Here is a 23,823-nt window from a genome sequence, read left to right as displayed (position 1 = left end):
CGCGCCCGGAGCTCGAGCGACTATGGTCTGAACTGCGTTCACCGGTCCGAATGCGCCACCTCGCTAGAGCCTTTGGTCGACCTCATTCGATCCGGCTCCTCACGAATTCAGCCCGCATAAGTCGCGCGTGCGCGAATTGAAGAACAGGTGATCCTTCAGCGCAGGCTCGTAGACAATCCTCGCCTTTGGCCTTGATCCGCTTCATCACGCCCTGGATGGAGGACGCGCGGAATTTCACCTTCTGGACTGCGCAGGGCGGCCTCGACCTTACGAACTGTTCGTAGGTCGTAGTCCGTCGGCATCGCCGCGATGATGTACTCAGCCGACGCGTAGGAGGGCTTCGCGGCCTCGGAGCGATGCCGCCCATGGGCCAGGAAGTGCTCCCTTGGTTCGGTCAGGCTGTAGCACTTGTTGTGGGTGGACAACAGGCCGGCGTTCGAAAGGCCCACGTAGTTCCATTCACCTACGGCGATTTTCGGGTGCTTATCCGAAAGATTCGGACATTCAGCGCGTCCTTGGTTCTTGCGCGATCGCCTGAAAAGTGCGGCAGGCCGTCGCTACGCTGACTCACCGCCGGCGATTGCTGCACGGAATCGTCCAGCTGATCGCGTCCGCTGCAGGTTGGAGTGGCACTGCCGGGTCACCGTGCTTTGTTGTCGGAACGGGCGGCTAGAACTTTGGGCGGATTGCTGAAACAGTTCGTTGCTAATAGGATGAGCTGCTTCAATAAAGTCGTGTAACCCGGAAGTGCTCAAAGGAACTGTTCAGCCTGCATCCGATGCGGCGGCTCCGCTGCGCAAAGTGTGGGCGCTCCGCGCCCTGCAAGGGGTTCGGCGCGCTGCCGGAATCAAGACCAATACCGATCGAAGCAGTAGCAGGAGGGAATGCCGTCATGTCAGCCAAGCCAAGCCTTCAATGGGCCAACGAGCCTTTTGACCTCGACTCAAAGATCTACGTGGCCGGCCACCGCGGCATGGTGGGCAGCGCGATCGTGCGCCAGCTCAAGGCGCGCGGGTATCGCCGGATCGTCGGGCGCACGCACGCGGAGCTGGACCTCACGAACCAGGCGGCGGTGAACCGGTTCTTCACCATCGAAAAGCCCGAGCAGGTGTACCTGGCGGCGGCAAAGGTGGGCGGTATCCACGCCAACAACACGTATCCGGCCGAGTTCATCTACGACAACCTGATGGTGCAGGCCAACGTGATCCACGCTGCTCACGAGCACGGCGTGCGCAAGCTGCTCTTCCTGGGCAGCAGCTGCATCTACCCGCGCCTGGCGCCGCAGCCCATGGCGGAAGACGCGCTGCTCACCGGCGTTCTGGAGCCAACGAACGAGCCCTACGCCGTCGCCAAGATCGCCGGCATCAAGATGTGCGAGAGCTACAACCGCCAGTACGGCGAGAGCCACGGCACGGACTACCGCAGCGTCATGCCGACCAACCTGTACGGGCCCGGCGACAACTACCACCCGACCAACAGCCACGTGGTGCCCGCGCTGATCCGCCGGTTCCATGAGGCCAAGCTGGCCGGCGCTGCCTCAGTCGTGATCTGGGGGACGGGCATGCCGAAACGAGAGTTCCTGTACGTCGACGACATGGCCGCGGCGTGCCTGCACGTCATGGGCCTGAACAAGCGCGACTACCAGGCGCAAACGAAACCGCAGCAAGCGCACATCAACGTAGGTTCTGGTTGCGATATAGCGATCGGCGAACTGGCGATGCTGGTGAAGAAGACGGTGGGCTACGAAGGGCGCATCGAGTTCGACACCGACAAACCTGACGGCGCGCCACGAAAGCTGATGGACAGCGCCCTTCTGCGCAAGCTGGGTTGGACGCCCGCCGTGGACTTGCAGCGAGGTCTGGAAATTGCGTACTGCGACTTTATGTCGCAGCAGCAGGTCGAGGCCACCCTTGATTGACTGAAAGCAGGTGATCGAGGAAGCGCAACATGTATAGGACGGACGGAATCGGCGAGACCAGGGCTGCTGGGGCTAGGGAGGCGGAGTTCCGAGGCGACGTGCCCTTGCCCGAACTGCAGCGGCTTGCCGCGGTTTCGAAGCGGGCGTTCGACTTGGTGTTTGCCGGCGGCCTGCTGCTGGTCTTGTTGCCGTTGTTCGCCTTCGTCGCGTTCGGCGTGTGGCGCTCTTCCCGGGGGCCGATCCTGTATAACCAGCAGCGGGTAGGCATGCGTGGAAAGATGTTCCGCTTCTACAAATTCAGGTCAATGGTGACGAACTCCGACGAGTTCCTGACCAGCTTCCTGGAGAGCAACCCTGGCGCAAAGTCGCGCTGGGAGGAATTCCAAAAGCTCGACGACGACCCTCGCATCACGCCGTTCGGCCGCTTCATCCGGCGGAGCAGCCTAGACGAACTTCCGCAGCTCTGGAACGTGCTGAAGGGCGACATGAGCTTGGTGGGCCCTCGTCCCTGCATGGCCGACCAGCGAGCGCTCTATGGCCGGCATTGGGTGTCTTACTGCGCGGTGCGGCCTGGCATGACCGGCCTGTGGCAGGTGAGTGGCCGAAACAGGCTGACGTACCAGCAGCGCGTCGCGCTTGATACCGATTACGTCGAGCGATGGTCGCCATTCCTTGACGTGAAGATCCTCCTGCGCACCTTCATTGTCGTCCTGACAGGTGACGGTTCGCAGTAGCCCAGAACGCATCTGCGTCTGGCAGCAGTACCAAGCCGATGAACAAACTGGAACGCGCCGTGGCGCGCCACGCAAGCTGATCGACATCTCGCTGCTGCGCGATCTGGGTCCAAAGCCAGCTGCGCTCTGCCCCCGCGGGCTGCAGCAGTGCTATGAGGACCATGTGCCAACACGCGCCTCCGGTGCGGGTGCCCAGGCCCATTAACCTCATTCAAGCAACCAGCGTGACGCAAACCAAAAACGCGGTCGCCCGTGGCCGAGGCCTAAGTAGCAGTGCCGTCCGCGGCAACCGCGCCCCGGCTTTGAGAGGACGGGACGTGATGCGCGTGATCGGCGCTACGTTCGGTCGGGGTGATTGAGTAGCTACCAAGCGTAGCCCGAGCGAGAAGTGAATCAGTCAAATCGGAGCAGTGTTCATTCCCACACAAGGCGCAATGCGCGCGGACGATTTGGTGAATTCCAGGCGCTCGTTGCTCAAGTGAATGCTCCAGATCTTATGGACGCCATGATTCTGGAATCACTTTCCTAGGTGCGACTGAAGTGGGAAACACCGAACGTTCCTAATTTGGCGCCATGCAATCGTTGCCTCAGAACAATTTGGGTGCGCGGGTGAATTCCAACCACCGTGCCGGTGTCCTCTTAGCCGCAGATCAGGCGTTGGTGAGTGGAGGAAGCTTCCTGACGCTTGTGTACTTGGCGCGCGACCTTACGTCAACCGACTTTGGCGTGTTCACCATATGTTGGCTCGTCGTGCTTTTCGCTGGCACTGTCTTTTCCTCGGTAATCACATTTCCGATGATGACGACCTATCCTTGGCTAGAAAAATACGCTAGAGAGACTTACCTGATCGAGAACATGGCCTTGTTCATCTTGATAGGCGCGTTCACTCTTTTGGGCTTCGCAGTTGCTGCGATCGGCGCGTTCTTTTTTTCCGGTGCAGGATTCGGCTCAGTGGTCGCGTGGACGGGCGTGTGTGCCGTAGCGGTGCAGGCCCACGAGCTCGTGCGGCGAGTGTCAATCTTGAGGCGAGATGTGAAGGAGCTGCTGAAGATTGATACGGTGTCGTACGCTGTCCGCGCGGCCGCTTTCGTTGCGGCATCCGTGATGGCTGTGAGAAACGTTCAGGTCTCCTTGGCAATCATCGCGGGTTCTTGCCTGCTTAGTGTCTTCGTAGTTCGATTCCAAGGGTACCCAGGCGGGCGGTTGTTGAAGGTGGGTTTCGCCGCGTGGGGACGGAACAAGGCTATGGCATCGACGCTACTTCCGTCAGGCCTTCTTCAATGGGGATCAATGAACTTCTTCATGGCTGCCGCTTCCGTGATGCTGCCTGCTGCCGACGTGGGCCGTCTACGCATGTGCCAAGCCCTGACAAATCTTGCAAGTCCAATCATTCAGCTTTGTGAGAACGTGGTCCCCACGCGGGCAAGCGAAGCCATCACTCAAGGCAAGGCCGCTTTGAGCAGATATCTGCTTCGAGTACTCGGCGTGGGGCTTGCCATCCTAGCCGTCCCTGGCATCGCTGCGACTGTTTACGCCGACTCATTAATCCGTAGAATTTACGGCGTTGGATTCGACGAAGCCACGACCGTGGTCGGCTTGTTTGTTGCCGCGCAGCTGGGGATATTTGCCGCAATGGCGATTCGAGCGGGGCTCAGGGCAGCGGGAACGGCGAAGCATTGGTTGTTGGCGAACCTTGTCGCAACGATCGTTTCCGTGATCTCCGTGCTCGCCATAGGCCTGCCCACCATGAAGTATGTTCCGGCTTTGATGGTGAACGCAGTAATCGTCCTGGTCTTCTCATCGGCAATAGCGCTATATCAGAGCTTGAAAGTTAAGGCATGGAATTGAAGCTAAACCGAAACGTCGCTGCGTACGCGCAGGGGTTAGACGACCTGAACGTCGTCCTGCGCGAGCCTCTGAGTTTGCTCACCTTTTGCCGCTTTGATCTGATCCCTAAAGTGATCTATGCAGAGGATCGGCTCGGCTCGAGAAACTCAAAATGGGCCCGTGATCTCTATCTGGCACACATAGAAGCGCTGAACGGCTTTGTAGAGGCCGATGAATCTGAGAAGATTGGTGCAGACCAGTTTCTGTTCGCATTCGACGCACTGATCGATAGCATGCGTCGCAACGGTTTCGATGCGAGGAATGCAGTGCCCGTCACATCTTCAGGACGGATTCTGGACGGAGCTCACCGAGTGGCCGCAGCAATCGCACTGCGTAAGCCGGTGCCTACGATCAGTGTTTCTTCTGCCCCGCCGCATGATCTCAGCGCCGCAGCGCTGAGTTGTCGGGGTATGCGTGAACATGTGCTCGCCACCTGTGCGGCAAAGTACGCCGAACTCGATTCGTCGTCTCGACTAATCTTGGTATGGCCTGCTGCCCGCGGTGAGGAGGCCTCTCTACAGAGGATACTCAATAAGTACTGCGACGTTGTCTTCTCCAGGAAACTAAGACTGAGCCGTTTAGGGAGGCTGAATATCGTCAGAGAAGCGTATAGAGGAGAGGCATGGCTGGGCAGTTCGGCAGATGACTTTATAGGTGTAAAGAACAAGGCATCTTGGTGCTTCCCTTCAGATGGTGACCTCCGAATCTTTCTTGCAACGGGGAGTTCGAATTGGCTCGGGCTGAAGGAAGAAATCCGTGACTTATTCGCAATAGAAAAGAACTCGGTGCATATTACCGACACTGCTAATGAGGCGGTAGATCTTTGCCGATTATTGCTTACGAAGGCTGGTTTGCATTACCTGAACAACAGCGTTCCTGAGGATTACAGCTGGTTCACAACGCTGACGAATCATTTCAATGCATACTTGGCCCGAAACGCTTATTCCCCGAACGACTTCTGTCTGCTCGGCAGTTCTGTGCTTTCTGCATACGGCGTCAGAGAAGCCCGCGACCTCGACTTCGTTTCTCTTGCTCAAGTGAGCCCAACTGGATTCAAGGAAATTGATCACCACGACGGCGAACTCGAGCATTTTGGGCTTAGCGCGACTGAAATCATCTGCAATCCTGATTGTCATTTCTGGTTCGGCGGGCACAAATTTCTGGCTGCCGAGCATTTGAAGAGGATCAAGGCGCAGCGACGAGAGCAGAAGGACTTGCGGGACTTGGACCTGCTAAAGACGCTGGAGAATGATCAGATCAAGCCGCGCATACGACCAACGCTAACTGCTGCTCACGTGAAAGGGCGAGTGAAGTTTTATCTGCTGTGGGCTAGGTTCAACTTGCGCAGGCTCACAATGCTCGCTAGGCGTGCGCACATGTGAGGCCTCTTTTTTTAGAAGAGGCGCTTTTGCACGCTGACTCTTCCATGCGTTCCCCTAGCGGCGCGGGCGCCCTTGAAAACTGGTCTATTACTCCCTACCAATGAACGCGACAACGATAACTGGGGCCCCGACATATCCTTGGAGTCACCGGGCGTTTAGGCTGATCTGGAAGCTAGTCTGGCTACTTGCGGCATCGTGGACGCCGCCGCAGGCCAACTTGTGGCGGGTCTGGCTTCTTCGCTTGTTCGGTGCGCGGATTAGCTGGCAGGCCAAGATCTATTCCTCAGTGCAGATCTGGTATCCGCCTAACTTGGAAATGGCCGCGTACTCCTGCTTAGGTCCTCGTGTGAATTGCTACAGCATGGATCGGATCGCCATTGGCGCGCGGTCCGTGGTTTCACAAGGTGTGCATCTATGTGGAGGAAGCCATGACATTGAGGACCACGGGTTCCGGCTCGTTACGAGGCCGATTGTTATTGGCTCCGATGTTTGGATTGCAGCTGAGGCTTTCGTTGGGCCTGGTTCGCACGTCAATGATGGTGCAGTGTTGGGAGCACGTACCGTTCTTTGTGGCACCGCTGAAAGCCATAGTGTCTATGTCGGCAATCCTGCCAAAAAGGTTCGTGAGAGGAAGATTTACCGTGGCACTTAGTCTGGCGGCAGTTTTGCTGACGCGGAACGAGGAAATTCACCTTGAGCGGGTGCTACTGCTCCTTCGAAAGCTCGGCGCGAGGGTGTACGTGGTTGACTCCTACTCTTCCGACAGAACGGTGGAAATCGCGCAAAAACTAGGTGCGGCTATTCTGCAAAACCGGTTTGTGAATTACTCAAAGCAGTTTCAGTGGGCGCTGGACAATCACCAAATTACGGAAGATTGGATCTTGCGTATCGACGCCGACGAAGTACTTGAAGACGACCTCATTGATGAGATAAAAAATCGCCTCCCACGCCTGCCCCGGAGCACTGTTGGCATTAACTTGAAGCGAAAGCATGTTTTCATGGGGCGATGGGTACGATACGGAGGTCGATATCCGCTGGTGCTTCTTCGCATTTGGCGAAACGGATATGGACGCATTGAAGACCGTTGGATGGATGAGCATATGATCGTTTGCGGCGGTGACACCGTTACCTTCAGCGGTGGATTCGCCGATCACAACTTAAACGATCTAACGTTCTTCATTGAGAAGCACAACCAGTACGCGACGCGCGAGGCGCTCGATGCGCTCAATCAACGCCTCCACCTTTTTCCAAGAGATCATGCTCGCCTTGGATCCCCCGCTTCAAGACAAGCCGCCCTAAAGCGATGGGTAAAGGAGACCATCTACAACCGAATTCCCTTCACTGTCAGCGCCTTTGCATACTTCATTTGGCGTTACCTCTTTCAGCTCGGCTTTCTGGACGGTAAAACTGGGTTGATCTATCACTTTCTTCAGGGCTTCTGGTACAGATTTTTGGTTGGAGCCAAGATTCTGGAGCTCGAGAGCGCCGTTGCCGGCATGAGTTCGAAGGATGACATCTGCCGCGAGCTCTCAAAGCTGACTGGACGTGAGTTAGTCCAGCCGTCTGCACGTGCACCTCTGGCAGGTACGTCTTAGGCGGTTGGGGACTGTCCAAGCTATGTAGTGCCAGGTGGCGTCGTTCAACTGGCACTTTCAGCGTGCAACTATGAGCTTACCTTGCGATTAAAGACGCGGCGCACGGAGAACTTGTCTAGCGACCGAGTAAGGCGCTGCTACGCCACAACTGGAGTGCGTCGGGCGCAAAATCCAGTGGTTAGCGACGAATTGAGCCCACTCGCGCGGCGAGTTGGAGCGGCCGTAGCGCCAACATAAACATCAACCCGAGCGCTACGTACACGTTGTTGAGAGATGAAACTGAGAGTCCTGTTGCAACGATGATGGCCAGTACCGTCACGCGCACGCGACCGTTGTAATCGCGTTTGAGCAACAAGTTCACCGCGAACAGCGAGAGGGCAAAACCCAGCAGGCCATGGTCATAGATCACGCGAAGTACGAAGGAGTGGAGGATGACTGAGTAGCACTTCCACTCGCCCGTATAACTCATCAGGTTTTCGTAGTACGCGAGCATTCGACACGTACCAAGCGACAGCGGTGTCATAGCCGGAGCACCGAATAGCCACTGAGCGACCCCCCAGTCCTTCGTCTCCTCGACGAAAGCGCTGAGGAAAATGATGCGGTCAATGTCTTCGATCGACCTGTCTCCGAGTCTCAGAACCAGAACGTAGACCAGCAGACCAAATGCACCAGCGAGTACTGTCCACTGGAGTAGCTCTCGCGCCGAAAACTGCAGCCGTACGAGTACAGTTATTCCGATAGCTAGAGCCGCCATAGAAGAACGTGAACCGGAAATCGCGCACACATAGAGGAGCGCACCCCAGTCCCACGGGCTTAGCGGCTTCCCCTTCCCGTTCAGGGCCACGGCGGCCAAGATGAGCGGAATTAGTTCATAGTTGTTTTCAACAAGTACAGTCGGCCGCAGTTCGCCTATTGCGAAGCGCTCATACGTGTAAACCATAACGAACAACCACACGAATAGGCGGAGGCCCCAAGCTCCGCTCCTTGGCTGGATCCAATGATCAGATGAGACTAGCGCGAGTGCGGCCAGGTAATACAGAAATTTGTAGATCGTCGCGAAGTCCTTGAGGTCCGCTGAGGTGCTCGGAAGCGAGCTAAAGTAGCCCGCGGCTATATACGCGAGACAAACCAGAAAAATTCGAAATGGCGTCTGGAGGACTGCGGGTTCTCGCAGCACTCTCCAAGCGATAAAGGCGACGAACAGGATCTCAAGAATCAGTGTCGGTTCGCCAGAAAAGGCAAGCGCCGCCGCAGCACCCACGGCGACGCTGGAACGAACCGGCGGCCCACTAAGTGCCCTTCTCTCAGGCGTTGAATAACTCGAATACATGCGCGTGCCTCGACTGCTTTCAGTGGCAGCTTAGAGCAGCGAGCCGGTTTGCACCCGAGCATGACTCCGCGCATTCGGCCCGCATGACTCGCGTCCAACAACACTGATCCGAACGCCTTTTGGGCATCCTCCAACCTCAGGGCGTTTACCGCCTGCACCGGCGGGCATCACACTCCCTCTCGTCGTTCCCGACGAGCCTGGCAGAACAAGCGCGACGGCGCCGGGTTGGGCCACATATCCCGCTGATGCAAGCTGGGACTACTTAGCAGTAGCCCCGTAGCTGTACTGGCGATAACGGTAGGCGCCGTACTTGTAGCCATAGTTTCCGTAATGCCGTCGCGTTAGGTCCATCCCATTGAACAGCACGCCAGTCGCGTGCTTGCCCGCGTGCGCCAGGCGTCGCGCGCTCTCGTGCAACTCGCCCAGCTGCGTCTGGCCTGCGCGGGCTACCAGTAGCAGCGTGCCGACATGGGGCGCCACTGACAGGGTGTCCGCCGCGGCCAGTACCGGCGCCGTGTCCACGATCACCAGGTCGTACTCCGCGGACAAGGCTTCGAGCAGGTTGGCGAAGCTGCCGCTGGTCATCAGCTCCGCGGGATTGGGGGGCAGCACGCCGGTGGGCATGAAGTCCAGCTGCGGCAGCACATTGCGGCGGAGGGCCTTGTCGACCGGCAGGGTGCCCGCGATCAACTCCGACAGGCCGCTCGCGCGCCCGATGCCGAAATATTGATTCAGGTGCCCCTTGCGCAGGTCGGCGTCGATCAGCAGCACGCGCTTGCCCGCACTGGCCAGCACCGCGGCGAGGTTCGCGGAAACGAAGCTCTTGCCGATCCCCGGCGTGGCGCCGGTGATCAGCACGCGGTTGTTGGTCGCCTCCAGCATCGCGAACTGCAAGGCGGTGCGCAGGCTGCGCAGGCTTTCGATTGCGACATCTTGCGGCGCGGCATGGGCCAGAACGTGCACGCCCGGCTGCTTGTCGGCCACTTGGCGAGCGATGGTGTTCTGCACCTCGCTCAGCGGAATCGTGCTGTAGACGTTCAGGCCCGTATGCGCTTCGATTTCCTGCGGATTGCGGATGCCGCGGAAGAACGCGTTGCGAGCCAGGGCAAGTATCACGCCGCCCAGCAGGCCCAGGGCCATGGCCAATACCAGCGTGAGCCCGCGACGAGGCTTCACGGGGTCTTCCGGCGTCGCTGCGGGATCGATCAGGCGCACGTTCCCGACCTTGCCTTCGCGAACTAGCTGCAGTTGCAGTGCGTTGTTCCGCAGCTGCTGGTACAGCTCGTTGTTCACCTTGACGTCACGCTCCAGGCGCAGTGCGTCCTGCTGCACGCTCGGCATTGCTTTGACGCGCGCGTTCAAGCTGCCGATTTCGCGGTCCCACGCGGCGATCTGGGCATCGAGCGTTTGCACCGCCGGGTGCTCCGGCGTGAAGCGCGCGATCATTTCGCGGCGCTTCTGCTGCGACTCGACCAGCTTGGTTTGCAGTTCGACGGTGCGGGCCAGGACCAGCTTTGCTTCTTCGTCCAAGGCTACGGTGCCCTGCCGGTTGCGGTAGCGGTTGTAGGCCTCTTCGGATTCGTTCAGCTGCTTCTTGAACTGGGGCAGCTGCACGTCCAGGAACTGCAGGGTCTTCTGCGCCTCGGCTGCCTTGCGTTCGACGTTCTGCTTGACGTACTGCTCGCCGATCTCGTTGAGGATCAGGGTGAGCTGTTTCCGGTCGGAGTCTTGCAGGCGCGCGTCGATCACGCCGGACTGGCGGCCTTTCTCCGCCAGGCGCAGATTGCGTTGGAGGTCTTCGATCATCTCCAGGCGCGAGTAGCGCACTAGGTTGAACTCGGCGCCGGGCTTGCCCTCAAGGGATGCCACCAGCAGCCGGATCGGACCCATTTCGGTTTCTTGCACGAGGGGCCGGCCGACAGCGCCCGTGAGCTCTCGGTCCAGGTCAGGGTGCGTCACCGTGTACTTGCCGTCTGCATTTGCGGTCAGCCGGAAGCTCGTGCCTTCCAGCTCCTGCGGCACATCAAACGAGGTGACGCTGATCTTCTCCGCACCGGTGACATAGCCGCCGAAACCCACGAAGCCCGGGTCTGAGAGTTCCTTCGAGCGCCGCGCCAGCCAGCCCCCGACCAGCGGTAAGTACTGCGGAGTGGCGCTGATGTACAGGCGCGTGTTGTCTACGGCCTGCCCGATCACCATCCGCGAGCGAATGATCTCGATCTCCGCCGTCGCTGCCGTCTTCATCTCAAACAGGCTCGCCGCCTCGCCCAAGAAGCTCATGGGTGAGCCCGTCGAGTCTTCGACCTGGATCAGCAAGTTCGACTCGTACACTGGTTTGGCCAGGAACGCGTACGCGCCTCCGATGGCGACCGCCAATGCGGTGACCGCTGCAACCAACCAACGGTTGTCGACGACGATGTCCCAGTATTCCTGAAGGTTGATCTCGCGGTTGTCCTCGGCGGCCGCCGGCGCGGCCATCGCCATGGTGGGCATGGTCGCGGCCAGCTGCTGGTGCAGCGGATGGGGGGCATTCATCGTCGTGCCTCCTAGTTTCAAAGCTTACGGATTCGTCGAAGCCACTCGGCTACGCCCTCCTCGATGCGCGCGAGCGCGTCGCGGAAGGCCGTGTCGCCACGGCGATACGGGTCGGGGATGTCCTGGCCGGTGTATTCACCCAGCTTGAACACGCGCCCACGGGCCTGGGGGTACAGGGCCTCCAAGCGCTGCTTCTGGTCGGCATCCATCACCAGCACCATGTCGGCCTCGAGGCACAAGGCGCGGCTCACCTGCTGCGCGCGGTGCGGCGTGATATCGATGCCTCGGTCTTGCATCAGGCGGATGGCGCCGTCGTCTGCGGGCATACCGACCAGCGCTCCGAGCCCGGCTGATCGCACCTGCGCTTGCGGCAAGGCGGCGGCGAACAGCGCCTGCGCCATCGGGCTGCGGCAGATGTTGCCTTCGCATAGGACCAGGATGCGGTTCATCGCAGCGGTGCCGTGCCTTGGTTCAGCGCCGTCGCCGTCGGAACGATCAGCGAAATGATGCGGTTCCAGTTCACCAGCGGCACCGGATCGATGTACACGACGTCGCGCGCTTGGAGCGGGAAGGTCTCGGCCAATGCCAGCGCCGTCGGGGTTGCGGCATTCAGGTGAAACACTGCCGGCGCGCCACCTTGGGGTGTGTTGCGGATCACGTAGATCTGGCTGGTGTTCGCCGTGGTCAGGTTCGGGCCGCCGGCTTCACCGAGCGCCTCGTTGAGGCTCAGGCGGCCATTGCGCATCTGCAGCGCGGATGGGCGCGCGATCTCACCTGCAACGAAGACCTTGGTCTCGTCACGATGGCGCACCGTGACCAAGTCGCCGCTCTCGAGCAGGATCTGGTTGGGGTTGACGCCAAGCTCACGCAGCTGCATCAGATCGATCAGCGTGGTCTGGTTGTTCCGCGTCAGGAGCACGGAAGACCGATCGCCCGTGGCGGTGATGCCGCCCGCGCGGTTGATCGCCTCGGGCAACGTCATCGGAATGTCCGTGAAGATCTGCGTGCCGGGCGTGCGCACCTCGCCATCGACGTACGCGCGTCGGCTGCGGAACGAATTGATCCGCACCGTGATCTGTGGATCCTTGATGAAGCGCGAAAGGCGCTGGCGCACCAGCTCCGAGGCTTCGATTTCCGTGAGGCCTTCGACCTTTACGCGGCCAATGAAGGGAAACGAGATCTGGCCGTCGGCACCGACGATGAAGCCGGGTGCGGCGCTAATGCCGGTGGGGTCGGCCTGCTGGCTGATGACGGCGCCGGCGTTGGGCAGCAGCTCGGGGTGGTCGTAGACCACGATGCTGATCACGTCGCTGGGGCCGATCGTGTAGGGCTTGGGCGCCGCGAACAGCCGTTTCACTTCCGCCGGCACTTCGCGCGGTCGAGCCTGCTGCTGCGCGTTCAACAGTTGCGGCGTGATGGGCACCACCACGCCTTGCGGCGGGTTGTTTACGTCACCGGGGACGTACTGGCCCAGGGTGATGCTGGTGCGCGTCTTGGGGTCCGCGTAGTCGAACCCTGGCGCAGTGACCACGGCGCAGCCGTGCAGCAGGGCGGCCGTCACAAGCGAAAACGCCGCGCGCTGGGCGGCCGCGGCGATGGCACCTCTGTGCATGGGTCCTAGGGTCCTTTGGTGTGCTTTTTTGTTACACGCAGCCTGTGACTTTAGCGCATGGTTGAGCTCGCTGCGAGGTGCTTGCAAAACAGCGCGCGCCCTCCCCGCGAAGTGGGCACTTTGTCATGCGGCTGTGCAGCAACGTCAGCGCGCGGCGTCGCGGATGCGGCGGATGTTGTCCTCGAAGTAGGCGAGGCCGGAGCGGTCGGAGTTGAAGACGTCGTTCAGGTCGGGCGCGGGCGGGCGCATGCCATGGCCGCTGCGGATAGGGTTCCCACGCGCTTCGCGGATCGAGGTCTCGACGGAGTGCGCGAATCGCGGCGTGCCGCCCACCTGCAGGAAGGGCGAGGGCTGCCAATCCTGCCGAGGGCCGATCACCAGCGTGAGCTCGACGCCGGCAATCTGGCGCGCGGGCTGGCCCGGAAAGCTGGTGCGCTTGTAGTACACGCCGACCGAGACATCGGTGAACCACTGGCGCAGCGTGAGCTGCAGGCCGCGGTCGTTGTTCATGAACTGGCCGGCGGTGGCTTCGAGGTCGGTGCGCGTGGCCATCACGCTGTAGCGATAGCTTCCGAGCATCGGCTGGGCGCGGCGAAGCGAGCCCAGGGGCCCGCGCCCTCCTTCGAATTCGTTGTTCCGGAACACGCCGGCCTGGGCCGAGAAGCGGTGCCGGCCTTCGCCCGGTTCCCAGCGCAGCTCGCCCAGTGCGCCGTCGAAGAAGGTGCCGAGGCGGCCCACGGTGCCTTGGGCGGTGAGGGCGCCGGGGCTCCAGCGGAAGCCTTGCGATGGCTGCACCCAGCGCTCCAGCGGAACGCGCAGGGTCTGGGTGAACGAAAAGCGCTCCAGGCCCGACTGGATGCGGCGGTCGAAGAACACCCGGCCACGCTCGAAGTCGTCGGACTCGGCCAGGGGCGCGTTGACGCCGGCGTCGATGCTGGCGCCCGCCCAAAGGGGCAGCTGCGCGGCGGTGTTCACGCCAATGGCGTAGTCGAAGGCGCCGACCTCCGTGCCGACGGTGGTGCGCAGGACCGGGCTGACCCGCACGCGCACGGTTTGCCAGCCTGGCTTCTGGCGTTGCACCACCCACTGCGCGCCTGCGTGCAAGGGCTCTAGCGGCAGCGAGCCAGGCGTCGACAACTGGCCGGCCGTGCAGGTGTTGGTGGGCTGCTCGATCCATTCGCGCAGGCAGTCGGCCTGGCCGGTCACCGCCACGATGGGCACCTGGCGCTCGGTGAGGACGACGCGATAGCCGGTTCGTGTTTCGCTCAGGGTGCTTGCGACGGCGCCGAGCGCCGCACCCAGGGCGTCGGCCGAATTCCAGGTGTAGCTGGCGTTGTTGCCGCGCACGGCCACGGTGCCGTCTTCCATGCGGCCGACCCAGATTTCATCGAGGCCCTTGGCTTCGAGTGCGTCGGCCAAGGCGTGGAGTTGGGCCTCGGTCGCGGGCTGGATTGCGCGCGGCGTCGGTGCTGGCGAAGTCGCGGAGCGCGTAGGGGGAGTCTGCGGCGTGATAGATCGATCGGCCGGTGTTGCGGGCTGCGGCTGGCTCGGGACCGGTGCGGGGATGCGCGCCACATAGGCGGGCAGGGGCTGCTGGCCGGATTGCAGCGGCGGCAAAGGCGCTTGGGTGCGCCCCGGGAGCACTGGCACCTTGTAGAGCGGGATGGAGAGCGAGGCGTTCCACCAGGTCCGCTCCGTCAGGTTGTTCGAATTGAGGCGCGCGTTCGCCCCGGCGGAGAGGGACCAGCCCTCGGGCAGCCATTGCGCGGGAGCGAAAAGGCGCACGCCGGCCCAGGCGTTGCCATCCGCGTACTCGACGTGCGCACGAACGAGGGGCAGCGGCTGCCAGGCGGCCGCGGCAAACGGCCCGTCGAGAGGAGATAGCGATCCCGCGATGCCGGCGCCGCTGCGGCGTGCAATGCCTACGCTGCTTTCGAGCGAACCTTCGCTGTATGTGAGGACGCCGTAGTACGTGCGGAAGAACGTGACGGCGCCGCCAACGTCGGTCGCACCCGCGGCGATGCGGAACCGGTTGGCCGTATCCAGCCCGATGGCCAGCTTGCCGCCAGCCGACAGGTCTCTCGTACCGCACCCTGATCGGCCTAGGCAACTCGCCTGCAGCGTGTTGGTGGCCAGGCGGCCGCTGAATTCGAGGTTGGGCAAAAGCCCGAATGCCAGGACGAAGTTGTGGCCCCGAGGATTCGCGATGACGCCCGGCAACTGGCTCTCATACGAGGCTTCAAGGCGGCCCCATCCCAGGAGGTGCGCGTTGGGCGTGATGCCCAGGCCGGTGTAGCCCGCCGATGTCATGGTGGTGTCCACGGCGGCCGCCGGCAACGCGAGGAGGCCAAGCGCGATGGCGGAAAACTTCTTGGAGGGCAGGCGCATGGCGGCCGCGATGTTAGCGGCACGGCACAGTCAAGCGCCTTTTGTCCTTGCAAACTCATCCGTGCTATTTACCTCCGGATACGGCTCATGTACTCTTCCGCACCGAAACCAATCCAGACACGAGGAAGAGGGAAATGAGGATTTCGAAGTACTTGCTGGCCGGCCTGGCTGCTGCCGCCCTCGTGGCGTGCGGCGGTGGCGGTGGCGGCGACTCGACCACGCTGGTCGCGGCTGATGCGCAGCCGGTGACCGTGAACACTCAGACCGGCTCGGCTGCGGCCCAGGCCCTGAGCGGACAGGCACTGTCCTTCGCGAACGGCGTATCGACGTTCGGCACGACGGGCACCGCTACCAATCTCACTATCACGGGTGGCTCCGCCCCGACGTTCAATGTGGCGGCCGGCGGCAACACCGCCAGCGGCAACCTCACGTTCGGCTCGTGCATCTTCACCGTCACGGCCTCGACCTTCGCCTCGACGCACGCGCTTGGCTTGGGCAAAACCGCGACGGTCTCGAATTGCTCCATCGACTTCAGCACGGCTAACAAGGTCGCCACGGGGAGTGCGGTGACGGTCCAGGTCACGCTGAGCCTCGACGGCGCGATTTCGTCGCCCGTGAACACCACAATTGCCATCGAGTCGGACGGCGACATCCTGGTCAACGGCGTGAAGATCACCACGGTCAGCGTGACGCAGGTGACCGGCGGGTCCTGATCTCCGCTCGGGAAAGCAAAGGGCCCGGTAAATCCCGGGTCCTTTTTCTTTTCGCTAGAAAGCCCAGTAGGGCCCTTCCCCGGCTTGCGTTGGCGCGCCCGCGATCGCCACGTGGACCGTTCGACCGAAGAAGAACGGCAATCCGAAGTTCACGTGCGGTGTGGCCGGCCCGCCGCCGCCGATCCTTGCGCCGACCGTGCCTACCCGGAGGGATGCCGGTGATTCGAGGGTGAAGTCGATCGTCTGCGGCTGGCCCTCAGCGGCGGTGACGCTGATTGAGAGCGGCGTCGGCTGATCCGGGCAGTACAGACTGCCGCACTCGGGCAGCTCCGGGTCCGGAAACCGGACGCTGTTGGTTCCGGTGTCCAGGAAGGAGAGATACGTGGCGCCCTTGTAAGTGGCCCTCAGAAACCCCGCATCGTCGGGCGCGAACACTCGTGCGGCGCCCAGCTGGTTGTTGGTCGCGGTGGCAATCCCGAGCACCAGCACGCCCGTGATGCTGCGGGCGCCGCCCAGCGGAACCTCCGGCATCTGGATCGAAACGCCGTTGTTGTGGGCCGCCAGTGCAGCGACCGGGTTCGCCACCTGGGCGCTGCGGGCCAGCGCCGTCGCCGTGCAGCCGCCTTCGACGCACCCGAAGTAGATGGGGAGCGGCGTTTCGCCTTCGCAGGAGCCGCCGCAGTCATGGCGGCGCAAGCCTACGCCCAGGATGCCGTTGGCGTCGAGCACCCTGCTCAGGGCAACGGAGCTGGAGCAGGCCGCAGGGGCGGTCGCGTACGGGCCGGTGAAATCATCGAACACCTGGATGGCCAAGGCCTCGCCCTGCTGCCCGCCGAGCTGGACGTTTGCTCGCCGAACAGACCCCCACGTGTGGCCGCTGGCGAATTGCATGCACTGGCCCACGGGCACGTCCGCTCCCGCTGCATCACCGGTGATGGTCACCGGAGGCAGCGCCAAGCCCTTTCGCAGCGCCGACGCCGCGATCCGCAGGCCGGACGAGCCGGTGTCGAGCACCACGTGGTCGATGGTCTGGCACTCATGCGTGCCTGGAACGCAGATCGTCACGGACACGAAAGGCACGTTGAATGCTTCGCCGCGGGGGCCGTGGTCCAGGTGGATCGGCAGCACGTTCGACGCCGGCGCCAAGCCCACAGCTATTGGCGGCCGCGTGTCGGAGGCGAGTCTCGGCTGCACGGTCGCAGTGCCGTCCTGGGCGCCTCCGCCGCCGCATGCAACCTGGACGGCCAGCACCACGATCGCAAGCGCCCGGCGGAATTCCAGTGGGCGCGCACGAGGTGCGCGCTTCCGCGGCGAAATAGCCGATCGCGTGCAGGCCATAGGCCTCCTGCCGCAGCGAGTTGATGCTGCGTCGCACTCATTTTTCTGGGCGGGCGTGCCACCGTGTGTTGCACGCGTGAGCGCCGGCGCCTCAGCGATGACAGGCTGTAACGCTGAGGCTGTGTGCCAGCAGCTCAACCGTGGAACAATGTGCGGCCGCAAACGCGATTCGGTCACTTGGCGCGGCAAGCCGATCCAATTCAATCCAACCTGCAAAGTGCGCATTCTTCTCTACGGGATCAATTTCTCACCGGAGCTGACCGGCATCGGCAAGTACACGGGCGAGCTGGCGGCCTGGCTCGCGGCGAAGGGCCACGAAGTCCGCGTCGTCACGGCGCCGCCGTACTACCCGGAGTGGAAGGTCAAGCAGGGCTACTCGAACTGGCTGTGGCGCACGGAGCAGGGTGCGTCCCTTCGAGTGATGCGCTGCCCGCTATGGGTTCCGAAGAATGCCGGCGGGCTCAAGCGCATGCTGCACCTCGCCAGCTTCGCCATCACCAGCTTGCCCGTGGTGCTGCGGCAAATCTTCTGGAAGCCCCAGCTCGTTTGGGTGGTTGAACCCACGCTGGCGTGCGCGCCGGCGGCGGCCCTTCTCGCGGCGGTCAGCGGCGGCAAGTCGTGGCTGCACATCCAGGACTTTGAGATCGATGCAGCGTTCGAGATGGGGCTCCTCAAGGGCGATCACATCCGGCGTTTCGCCCTGGCCGCGGAACGCTGGTTGATGCGCCGCTTCGACCGGGTCTCGACTATCTCGGGGCGGATGATGGACCGGGCGCGCAGCAAGCAGCTGAAGCCGGGACAGCTGGTCTACTTCCCGAACTGGGTCGACATCTCGCTGATCCAGCGGCAGGTGCACAGCAGCTATCGCGCGGAGCTCGGCATCCCCGCCGATGCAGTCGTAGCGCTCTACTCCGGCAACATGGGCAACAAGCAGGGTCTTGAGATCTTGGCCGACGCCGCCCGACTTCTGCAATCGGAGCCTAGGCTGCACTTCGTCTTCTGCGGCCAGGGCACGGGCAAGCAGGAACTGGAACGGCGCTGCGAAGGCTTGACCAATGTGCGCTTCCTGCCGCTCCAGCCGCTCAGCAGGCTCAGCGACCTGCTGGCGCTGGCCGACGTCCACCTCTTGCCGCAGCGGGCCGATGCTGCGGATCTGGTAATGCCCTCCAAGCTGGGCGGGATGCTGGCGAGTGGCCGGCCGGTTGTTGCGACGGCGGCTGCCGGGACCGAGTTGTCGCAGGTGGTCGCGCAGCGCGCCGAAGCGGGTCTGGTGGTTCCGCCGGAACAGCCCGAGGCGTTCGCTCAAGCGATTAGCGCGCTGATGAACGACCCGCAAGAACGTGAGCGCATGGGCGCCAGCGGGCGTGCTTTCGCGGAGCGGGAGATCGAGTCGGGTCCCGTCCTGGGCGCCTTCGAGCGCGAGGTGCTTGCGCTGGTCGGGCAGCGGCCCTCAGAGGAAGAACGTGTAAAGGGCGTAGATCAGCAGCGCCCAAACCACCAGGCTGAGTAAGCCGCCGATCCAGAAGCTGCGGCTGGCCAGCATGCTCCTGCTGGGCTCGTGCCGCTTTTCGGGCCTGACTACCTGATCCGGCAGGTCGCGTTTCATGGCTTCATGGTCAGCCGGGTCGAAGCGCTGAGCTTATAGGACAAGACCCATCGCACGTGTCGGCCGCATTCTGCTGCGAGTCGCAGGGACGCAGTTACCGGCTGAGCTCGCGCACAGTATCTGGCTGCACCTGGTCGGCACCCGGTTACTCGCGAACCGCTTCTGAGCTCAACGAGTCAGCTGTGCGGGCAGGCCCTCCAGGGTCCCCCCAAACGCCGTCATCTGCGCCGCCCGTAAAAGCGTCGCCGGTCGGCTGGCAGCGAGGCTACGCTCCGCCGATACGTCCACGCCAGGATAGAGCTGCCCCGTGCGGCGCAGGGCTCGGGCTTGCGCGCCGAGGAACTTCTCATCGGCCTGCAGGCACTCGAGCGGCGCCTGCCCCGCCGCCACAGCACACACCAGTTGCCGCAAGTCGGTCACCTGCGCGGCATAGGTCGTACGCTCACTGATGCCTTCCAGCCGCGTGGTCGCGGCCAGCGCTCCGGCGTAGGTGACGACCTGGCCTTCCTCGGCCTGCTGTACCAGCTCCTGCGCTTTTGTCCAGCTGCTGGCCGCCCGCTGGCTGTATTCCGCAGCGCTGGCCCGCTCTTTCGCTGCCATGTCCAGATCGCCCGATCGGGCAGCATCGTTCGCGCGCGCTTGGGCCTCTTGCGCCGCATGCTCGTCTTCGCGGGCCGTCGCTTCCAGCTCGCGCTGCTCGCCCGCAAGGCGCGCCTGCTCTTCGCATTGGCGCTGCTGCGCCTCGCTGCGCTCGGCCTCTAGCCGCTCGCGCTCGGCGGCCGTATACGCCAGCATCGCCCGCTTGAGCATTGCTTCGGCTTCCTCCAGAAACTGTTTGGGCGCACGAAAGAGCGCGTTGACGGCGCGTAGCGCTTCATTGAGAGGCCGGGTAATTGCCACGCGCTGCGCCTCCACCTCGTGCTGCAGCGCCTTGACCGCCTGCAGATCTTCGCCGGCGACGCTGAACATCAGCTCGCTGTCCACCACCAGTGGCACTCGCTCGCGCCAGCTGCGGGCGCGCTCGCGTAACAACAGCGCCGCACTCGCGTCGAAGCTCACTTGACCTTTGGCGGGCGCTTGGCCTTTGGATGGGCGTAACAGTCGGCCACTTTCCGCCGCCGCCGGCGCACCGGCATTGCCGCTCGCGAGCTCTGTCTCGCCGCCTGTCTCGTGTGCATGCGAACTGCTCATGGCCTTCTCCCGTAATAAGGCGTGATCCGGTGCTGCTGACAGAAGTTGCGCAGCGTCAGCAGCGAGGCAAACACCGCCCAATCCGATGGGCTGTCGTACTCGCGCAGTTGGTAGTGGCCGCTTGCGTGCAGCTGCACCGCGAGGCGCCGGGTGCGTGCAGTCGTCGCGGGGATCGCGCGGGCGTACGCCGCCAGCTGCGGCCCCACCGACGGATACAGGCGCGACGTGGTCTTGAGATCGACCACCGCATCGACACCGTCGACAACACCATAGCGGTCCACCGTGCCGGCATAGCCCATGTCGGCGTTGAAAAGCGGCGCCTCCACCAGCTTCCAATGCGCGCCGTGCTCTTTGCAGAAGGTGCGCCAGGCGTGCAGGTGGCCGGCCAACTGCGCGTCCAGCGTGCCCTCATCCAGCGCACCCAGGTCGTCCAGCTCGCAGGCCTTGTGTACCGCGGTGCCGAACGCCGCCGCTGCGCGCAGCGCATGGATGGGCACACCGCGGAAGTCGCACAAAGGCGCCAGCACCTCGGTGACGCTGGGGACCACCCGCCCGTCCACCGTGTAGCAGTGCATCCTCGCAATGAACTGCGGCACCACCGCACTCATGCTGTCACCGCCATCAGCGCCGCCACCCCACGGCGCGTCAGATCGTCCAGCGCGTCGGCTGGCTCGAGTCCAGCGGCCTGCCGCGCCGCCGCGATGCTCCAGCCCTTGGCTTGCAGCCGCCGCTGCAGGCAGGCGCGCTCGCCGGCCGTGATGGCCCGCTCGTCGCCATCGCCCGGCGGGCCGCCCTGCAGCCGGCCCGATGCAACTGCAGCGCAGGCTTCAACACTAGCCGGAGCGGCGGCGGCAGCAGTGGGGAGCTGAGCGACCGGGCTCTCCTGCGAGTCCTTCTCCGAGGTCTCCAAGCTCTCCGAGGCATCGAAGTCTCCCAAGGCCTGCATGTTCTCTGATGCAGCGCCGGTTCTGACTGGCTCCGCCAGCGGCGCTGCGGGCGGAGCTGTCGTTCCAGCGTGCGGCGCTGTTCCGGTGCTGCGAGGCGCATCGTCCCTGCTGCGCGGCTGGTTGTCGCTGCCGCGCGGCGGCTCCGGCCGCTTGCGCGGCCCTGGTGCGCTCGGCGCCGTGCTCTGGCCAGCGTCTGGCTCGAGCACCAGCGATGCTTGCGAGCCGAGGTGCTCACCGTCTCGAGCGGCCCCGCGTGGGCCCCGTGGCTGCGGCATGGCGACGCGCGGCCGGGCGCTGGATTTGCCGCGCTGCGCGCCGCCCGCGGCGGCTTGGCCGATCGGCTCCAACAAGTTGCCTGTGAGCTCCTCGAGCACGGGCTGAGCGCCAACTTCCGGGAACCCGCGGCGGAGCGCCTGCGCTTCGGCACATTTGGCCAGCTGCCCAAACGGACGGCGGCGCCAGACTTCATTGGGCACCGCAGCGCCCGCTTCAGCGTCAGCCTCGAAGGCGACGTTCTCGGTCCAGAACTCGCGGGCGGTAAAGACAGCTACCTCACCTGCGGCTAAGCGCCGGCGCACTGTCACCCGGCACCAGGAGGGGTAGGCCACGCGATATGAGCCGAACTGCTCGGTGACTTCCGGCCCGAACTGCGGCTCGTCGATGCCCGCGCAGCCGCAGCGCGCGGCAATCGAGCGGTAGGTCCCTATGCCCGGCACGATGGCGGTGCCGTCGACGCCACCTTGCCCGTCGCGCAGCGAGACCACGTGAACGGGCCTGAGCGTCGGGTCCAGCCCCGCGGCGCGGCAGTAGCGCACGATCTGCGTGAGCATGTAGCGCTCGCACGTCGGATACACACTGGCCTGCAGCACGTCCAGCAACTGCTCGTCTTCTAGCCCGTGCAACTCGCTTGTTTCGGTGTTCGCGTTCATCGGGACCCCCCAATTGGAGGTTGAACATTACACCGTAACTAATGTGCAGACATCACTGTTTGTAAATAGCCGGTTGCCAGTTTGGTAAGCAGCGCCTAAAGCTGCTGTCCACGCCAAACCCAGACTGCTTGGCCGACGACGCGCAGCGAGCCCGCGGAGGCGATCTCGTTCGTGCCGCCGGCGGCACTGCCGGCACTGACCTCGGTGAGCCCGTCCAGGCGCGCGCGCAGGTACCTAACCAGCAGCCGTTCGCCGGCGCGTAACACATAGACGCCGTCGCGGCCGAACGCGCGCACGCCGCTGTCGACCAGCAGCAGGTCGCCGCGGGCCAGGAGCGGTGCCATGCTGTCATCCGGCATGTGCAGGTAGTGCAACTGAGGACCGGTGCTAGCCAAGACCGCTCCGACCCAATCGCCGGCGAGGAGCAGCGGCGCACACACTGGCTGCTGCGTACCAGCGGCGCCCCCGAGCGGATACGCTGAAACGATCTGACGATCGGTGGTGCCAAGCCGAGCGGGAGACTCTACCGCCCCTCGGGTCTCTAGTGCAGGCTGATCGAGCCAGCCGACTGGCAGCCCGGCGAACTGCTCGATGGCGCGCGCAATGCGCTCGCCAAACGACGCGCGCCCGCGCAGCAGGTCGCTGGTCTGGTTGGTGTTGCGGCCAATCGCGCGCCCGAGCTCGGCGGGTCCGCGCAGGCCGCGATCGGCTTGGAACTGCTTCAAGCGCGCGATGCGCGTGAGCTTCGGGGTCAGTGCTGCGCTGCTTTTCGTCTTCGGCACGGTTGCGGCCTGCAGAAGATATTACAGTAACTAATGATCATTGATCAGCTTTAAACGAGTGTAATCGCTTTCACGCCGCGCTAGCGCTTCGCGTTAGCAGTGAACGGGCGAGCAGAGCCCATGAAACGTTCTGGATTTGCGCGACCCCGCTACGTAACGCCTCCGCCAGCGCCGCCCCGCCCCTTGGCAGCCCGCGCTGTTCGCGCACGCATCAATCCGGCGGTGCCGCAGTCACCCCGACCCAAGCAGCAGGTGCTGGTGAGTGAGGAGTACCGGGCCCTGGTGCGCCAGCTGCCGTGTGCGCGCTGCGGCCACGCCGGCGCCACCCAGTTCTGCCATGCCGACCTGGGCAAGGGCGCCGGCTACAAGACTGACGACCGCCGCGGCTGGGCCGGCTGCGGCCCGCACGACGGCACCATGGGATGCCACTACCTGGTGGGCAGCAGCGGACACTACCCGAAGGAGCGCCGCCGCCTGCTCGAGGCGATCTACGCGCGCTGGACGCGCGAGCAGATCCTGCAGGCCGGCCTGTGGCCGTCAGCGCTTCCTCCTTGGGACGAGCAGAGCGAATAGGGGGCCGGCGGGCGCTTGGAACGACTTGCTGAGCTGCATGTTCAGGGGCTCGCTTACTTTCGCCTCATCGTGCCGCGCGGCTTCAGCCTGAACACACGGCGACACGGCTGCGCATTAGACACACATTTACATCACGCCGTGACATAACATCTGCTCGATTCACGGTCTGAAGACATTGGCACAGAGCCGTCTCCACCCAGCGCTGCACGCCCCCCATCAGTTGCGGGACTGCATCGCTGTCGCTCTCCAAAGCAGGAAATCTGGCATTCGGCATCCGCACGGCTACCCGCCGTGACGCGACGCTGTGAACGCGGCGCGCATGAGCGCCGCAGAACCCTTTTTTCCTCGGGTGCCCTGCGGGCA

The 23,823-nt window shown here is 63.3% G+C and carries 20 protein-coding genes; 8 read left to right on the top strand and 12 right to left on the bottom strand.

Annotated features, from left to right (window positions below):
- Positions 1-155: 155 nt before the first annotated feature.
- Positions 156-449: a hypothetical protein gene (locus EZ313_RS23355; RefSeq protein ID WP_167772647.1), complete on the bottom strand. Its 294-nt coding sequence runs from the start codon at positions 447-449 to the stop codon at positions 156-158.
- A 443-nt stretch (positions 450-892) separates the two neighbouring features.
- Here EZ313_RS23355 and fcl point away from each other — a divergent pair, with 443 nt between their 5' ends.
- From fcl to EZ313_RS18000, 5 genes are all read left to right on the top strand, one after another.
- Positions 893-1,918: a GDP-L-fucose synthase gene (fcl, locus tag EZ313_RS18025; protein WP_135264634.1), complete on the top strand. Its 1,026-nt coding sequence runs from the start codon at positions 893-895 to the stop codon at positions 1,916-1,918.
- A 98-nt stretch (positions 1,919-2,016) separates the two neighbouring features.
- Positions 2,017-2,652 carry a sugar transferase gene (locus EZ313_RS18020; protein WP_420849321.1) on the top strand — a complete coding sequence of 212 codons (636 nt, stop codon included), beginning with the start codon at positions 2,017-2,019 and terminating at the stop codon, positions 2,650-2,652.
- A 573-nt stretch (positions 2,653-3,225) separates the two neighbouring features.
- Complete coding sequence (locus tag EZ313_RS18015) at positions 3,226-4,500, top strand: lipopolysaccharide biosynthesis protein (RefSeq protein WP_135264632.1); 1,275 nt, start codon at positions 3,226-3,228, stop codon at positions 4,498-4,500.
- Positions 4,491-5,921 carry a ParB N-terminal domain-containing protein gene (locus EZ313_RS18010; RefSeq protein WP_135264631.1) on the top strand — a complete coding sequence of 477 codons (1,431 nt, stop codon included), beginning with the start codon at positions 4,491-4,493 and terminating at the stop codon, positions 5,919-5,921. The genes EZ313_RS18015 and EZ313_RS18010 overlap by 10 nt, the downstream gene beginning before the upstream one ends.
- Positions 5,922-6,349: 428 nt before the next feature.
- Positions 6,350-7,516 (top strand): glycosyltransferase family 2 protein, encoded by a 1,167-nt coding sequence (locus EZ313_RS18000; RefSeq protein ID WP_240788698.1) that lies wholly within the window; start codon positions 6,350-6,352, stop codon positions 7,514-7,516.
- Positions 7,517-7,694: 178 nt separating this feature from the next.
- On the opposite strand, the gene EZ313_RS17995 is transcribed toward EZ313_RS18000, so the two are convergent.
- From EZ313_RS17995 to EZ313_RS17975, 5 genes are all read right to left on the bottom strand, one after another.
- On the bottom strand, positions 7,695-8,846 hold the full coding sequence (locus EZ313_RS17995; protein ID WP_135264628.1) for a hypothetical protein: 1,152 nt from the start codon (positions 8,844-8,846) through the stop codon (positions 7,695-7,697).
- 258 nt (positions 8,847-9,104) lie between these two features.
- On the bottom strand, positions 9,105-11,339 hold the full coding sequence (locus EZ313_RS17990) for a polysaccharide biosynthesis tyrosine autokinase (protein ID WP_135264627.1): 2,235 nt from the start codon (positions 11,337-11,339) through the stop codon (positions 9,105-9,107).
- A gap of 59 nt (positions 11,340-11,398) precedes the next feature.
- Positions 11,399-11,830, bottom strand: coding sequence for a low molecular weight protein-tyrosine-phosphatase (locus EZ313_RS17985; protein ID WP_135264626.1), 432 nt, complete (start codon positions 11,828-11,830; stop codon positions 11,399-11,401).
- A complete protein-coding gene (locus EZ313_RS17980; protein ID WP_135264625.1) occupies positions 11,827-12,993 on the bottom strand; it encodes a polysaccharide biosynthesis/export family protein in 1,167 nt (388 codons plus the stop codon). Before EZ313_RS17980 ends, EZ313_RS17985 begins: the two co-directional genes overlap by 4 nt.
- Positions 12,994-13,137: 144 nt before the next feature.
- Positions 13,138-15,381 carry a YjbH domain-containing protein gene (locus tag EZ313_RS17975; protein WP_135264624.1) on the bottom strand — a complete coding sequence of 748 codons (2,244 nt, stop codon included), beginning with the start codon at positions 15,379-15,381 and terminating at the stop codon, positions 13,138-13,140.
- A 134-nt stretch (positions 15,382-15,515) separates the two neighbouring features.
- Between EZ313_RS17975 and EZ313_RS17970 the strand changes: the two genes are divergently transcribed.
- A complete protein-coding gene (locus EZ313_RS17970) occupies positions 15,516-16,094 on the top strand; it encodes a hypothetical protein (RefSeq protein WP_135264623.1) in 579 nt (192 codons plus the stop codon).
- Between the two features lie 54 nt (positions 16,095-16,148).
- On the opposite strand, the gene EZ313_RS17965 is transcribed toward EZ313_RS17970, so the two are convergent.
- Entirely contained in the window at positions 16,149-17,432 is a 1,284-nt protein-coding gene (locus EZ313_RS17965) for a DUF3443 family protein (RefSeq protein ID WP_205960427.1), read from the bottom strand.
- 217 nt (positions 17,433-17,649) lie between these two features.
- Between EZ313_RS17965 and EZ313_RS17960 the strand changes: the two genes are divergently transcribed.
- Positions 17,650-18,942, top strand: coding sequence for a glycosyltransferase WbuB (locus EZ313_RS17960; protein ID WP_135264621.1), 1,293 nt, complete (start codon positions 17,650-17,652; stop codon positions 18,940-18,942).
- On the opposite strand, the gene EZ313_RS23350 is transcribed toward EZ313_RS17960, so the two are convergent.
- The 5 genes from EZ313_RS23350 to EZ313_RS17940 all read right to left on the bottom strand — a co-directional run bounded on the left by EZ313_RS23350 (position 18,883) and on the right by EZ313_RS17940 (position 22,887).
- Positions 18,883-19,038, bottom strand: coding sequence for a hypothetical protein (locus EZ313_RS23350; RefSeq protein WP_167772645.1), 156 nt, complete (start codon positions 19,036-19,038; stop codon positions 18,883-18,885). The genes EZ313_RS17960 and EZ313_RS23350 overlap by 60 nt on opposite strands.
- Before the next feature lie 168 nt (positions 19,039-19,206).
- Entirely contained in the window at positions 19,207-20,229 is a 1,023-nt protein-coding gene (locus EZ313_RS17955) for a hypothetical protein (RefSeq protein WP_135264620.1), read from the bottom strand.
- Positions 20,226-20,837, bottom strand: a complete 612-nt coding sequence (locus tag EZ313_RS17950; protein WP_135264619.1) for a hypothetical protein — start codon at positions 20,835-20,837, stop codon at positions 20,226-20,228. The genes EZ313_RS17955 and EZ313_RS17950 overlap by 4 nt, the downstream gene beginning before the upstream one ends.
- Entirely contained in the window at positions 20,834-22,105 is a 1,272-nt protein-coding gene (gene bet / locus EZ313_RS17945; RefSeq protein ID WP_135264618.1) for a phage recombination protein Bet, read from the bottom strand. Before bet ends, EZ313_RS17950 begins: the two co-directional genes overlap by 4 nt.
- 95 nt (positions 22,106-22,200) lie before the next feature.
- Complete coding sequence (locus EZ313_RS17940; protein ID WP_135264617.1) at positions 22,201-22,887, bottom strand: S24 family peptidase; 687 nt, start codon at positions 22,885-22,887, stop codon at positions 22,201-22,203.
- A gap of 222 nt (positions 22,888-23,109) precedes the next feature.
- On the opposite strand from EZ313_RS17940, the gene EZ313_RS17935 reads away from it, so the two are divergent.
- A complete protein-coding gene (locus EZ313_RS17935; RefSeq protein WP_135264616.1) occupies positions 23,110-23,460 on the top strand; it encodes a hypothetical protein in 351 nt (116 codons plus the stop codon).
- The last annotated feature ends 363 nt before the right edge of the window (positions 23,461-23,823 follow it).

The sequence above is a fragment of the Ramlibacter henchirensis genome, assembly GCF_004682015.1.
GTDB lineage: Bacteria > Pseudomonadota > Gammaproteobacteria > Burkholderiales > Burkholderiaceae_C > Ramlibacter > Ramlibacter henchirensis.
This window is presented reverse-complemented; position numbering and strand designations above follow the sequence as displayed.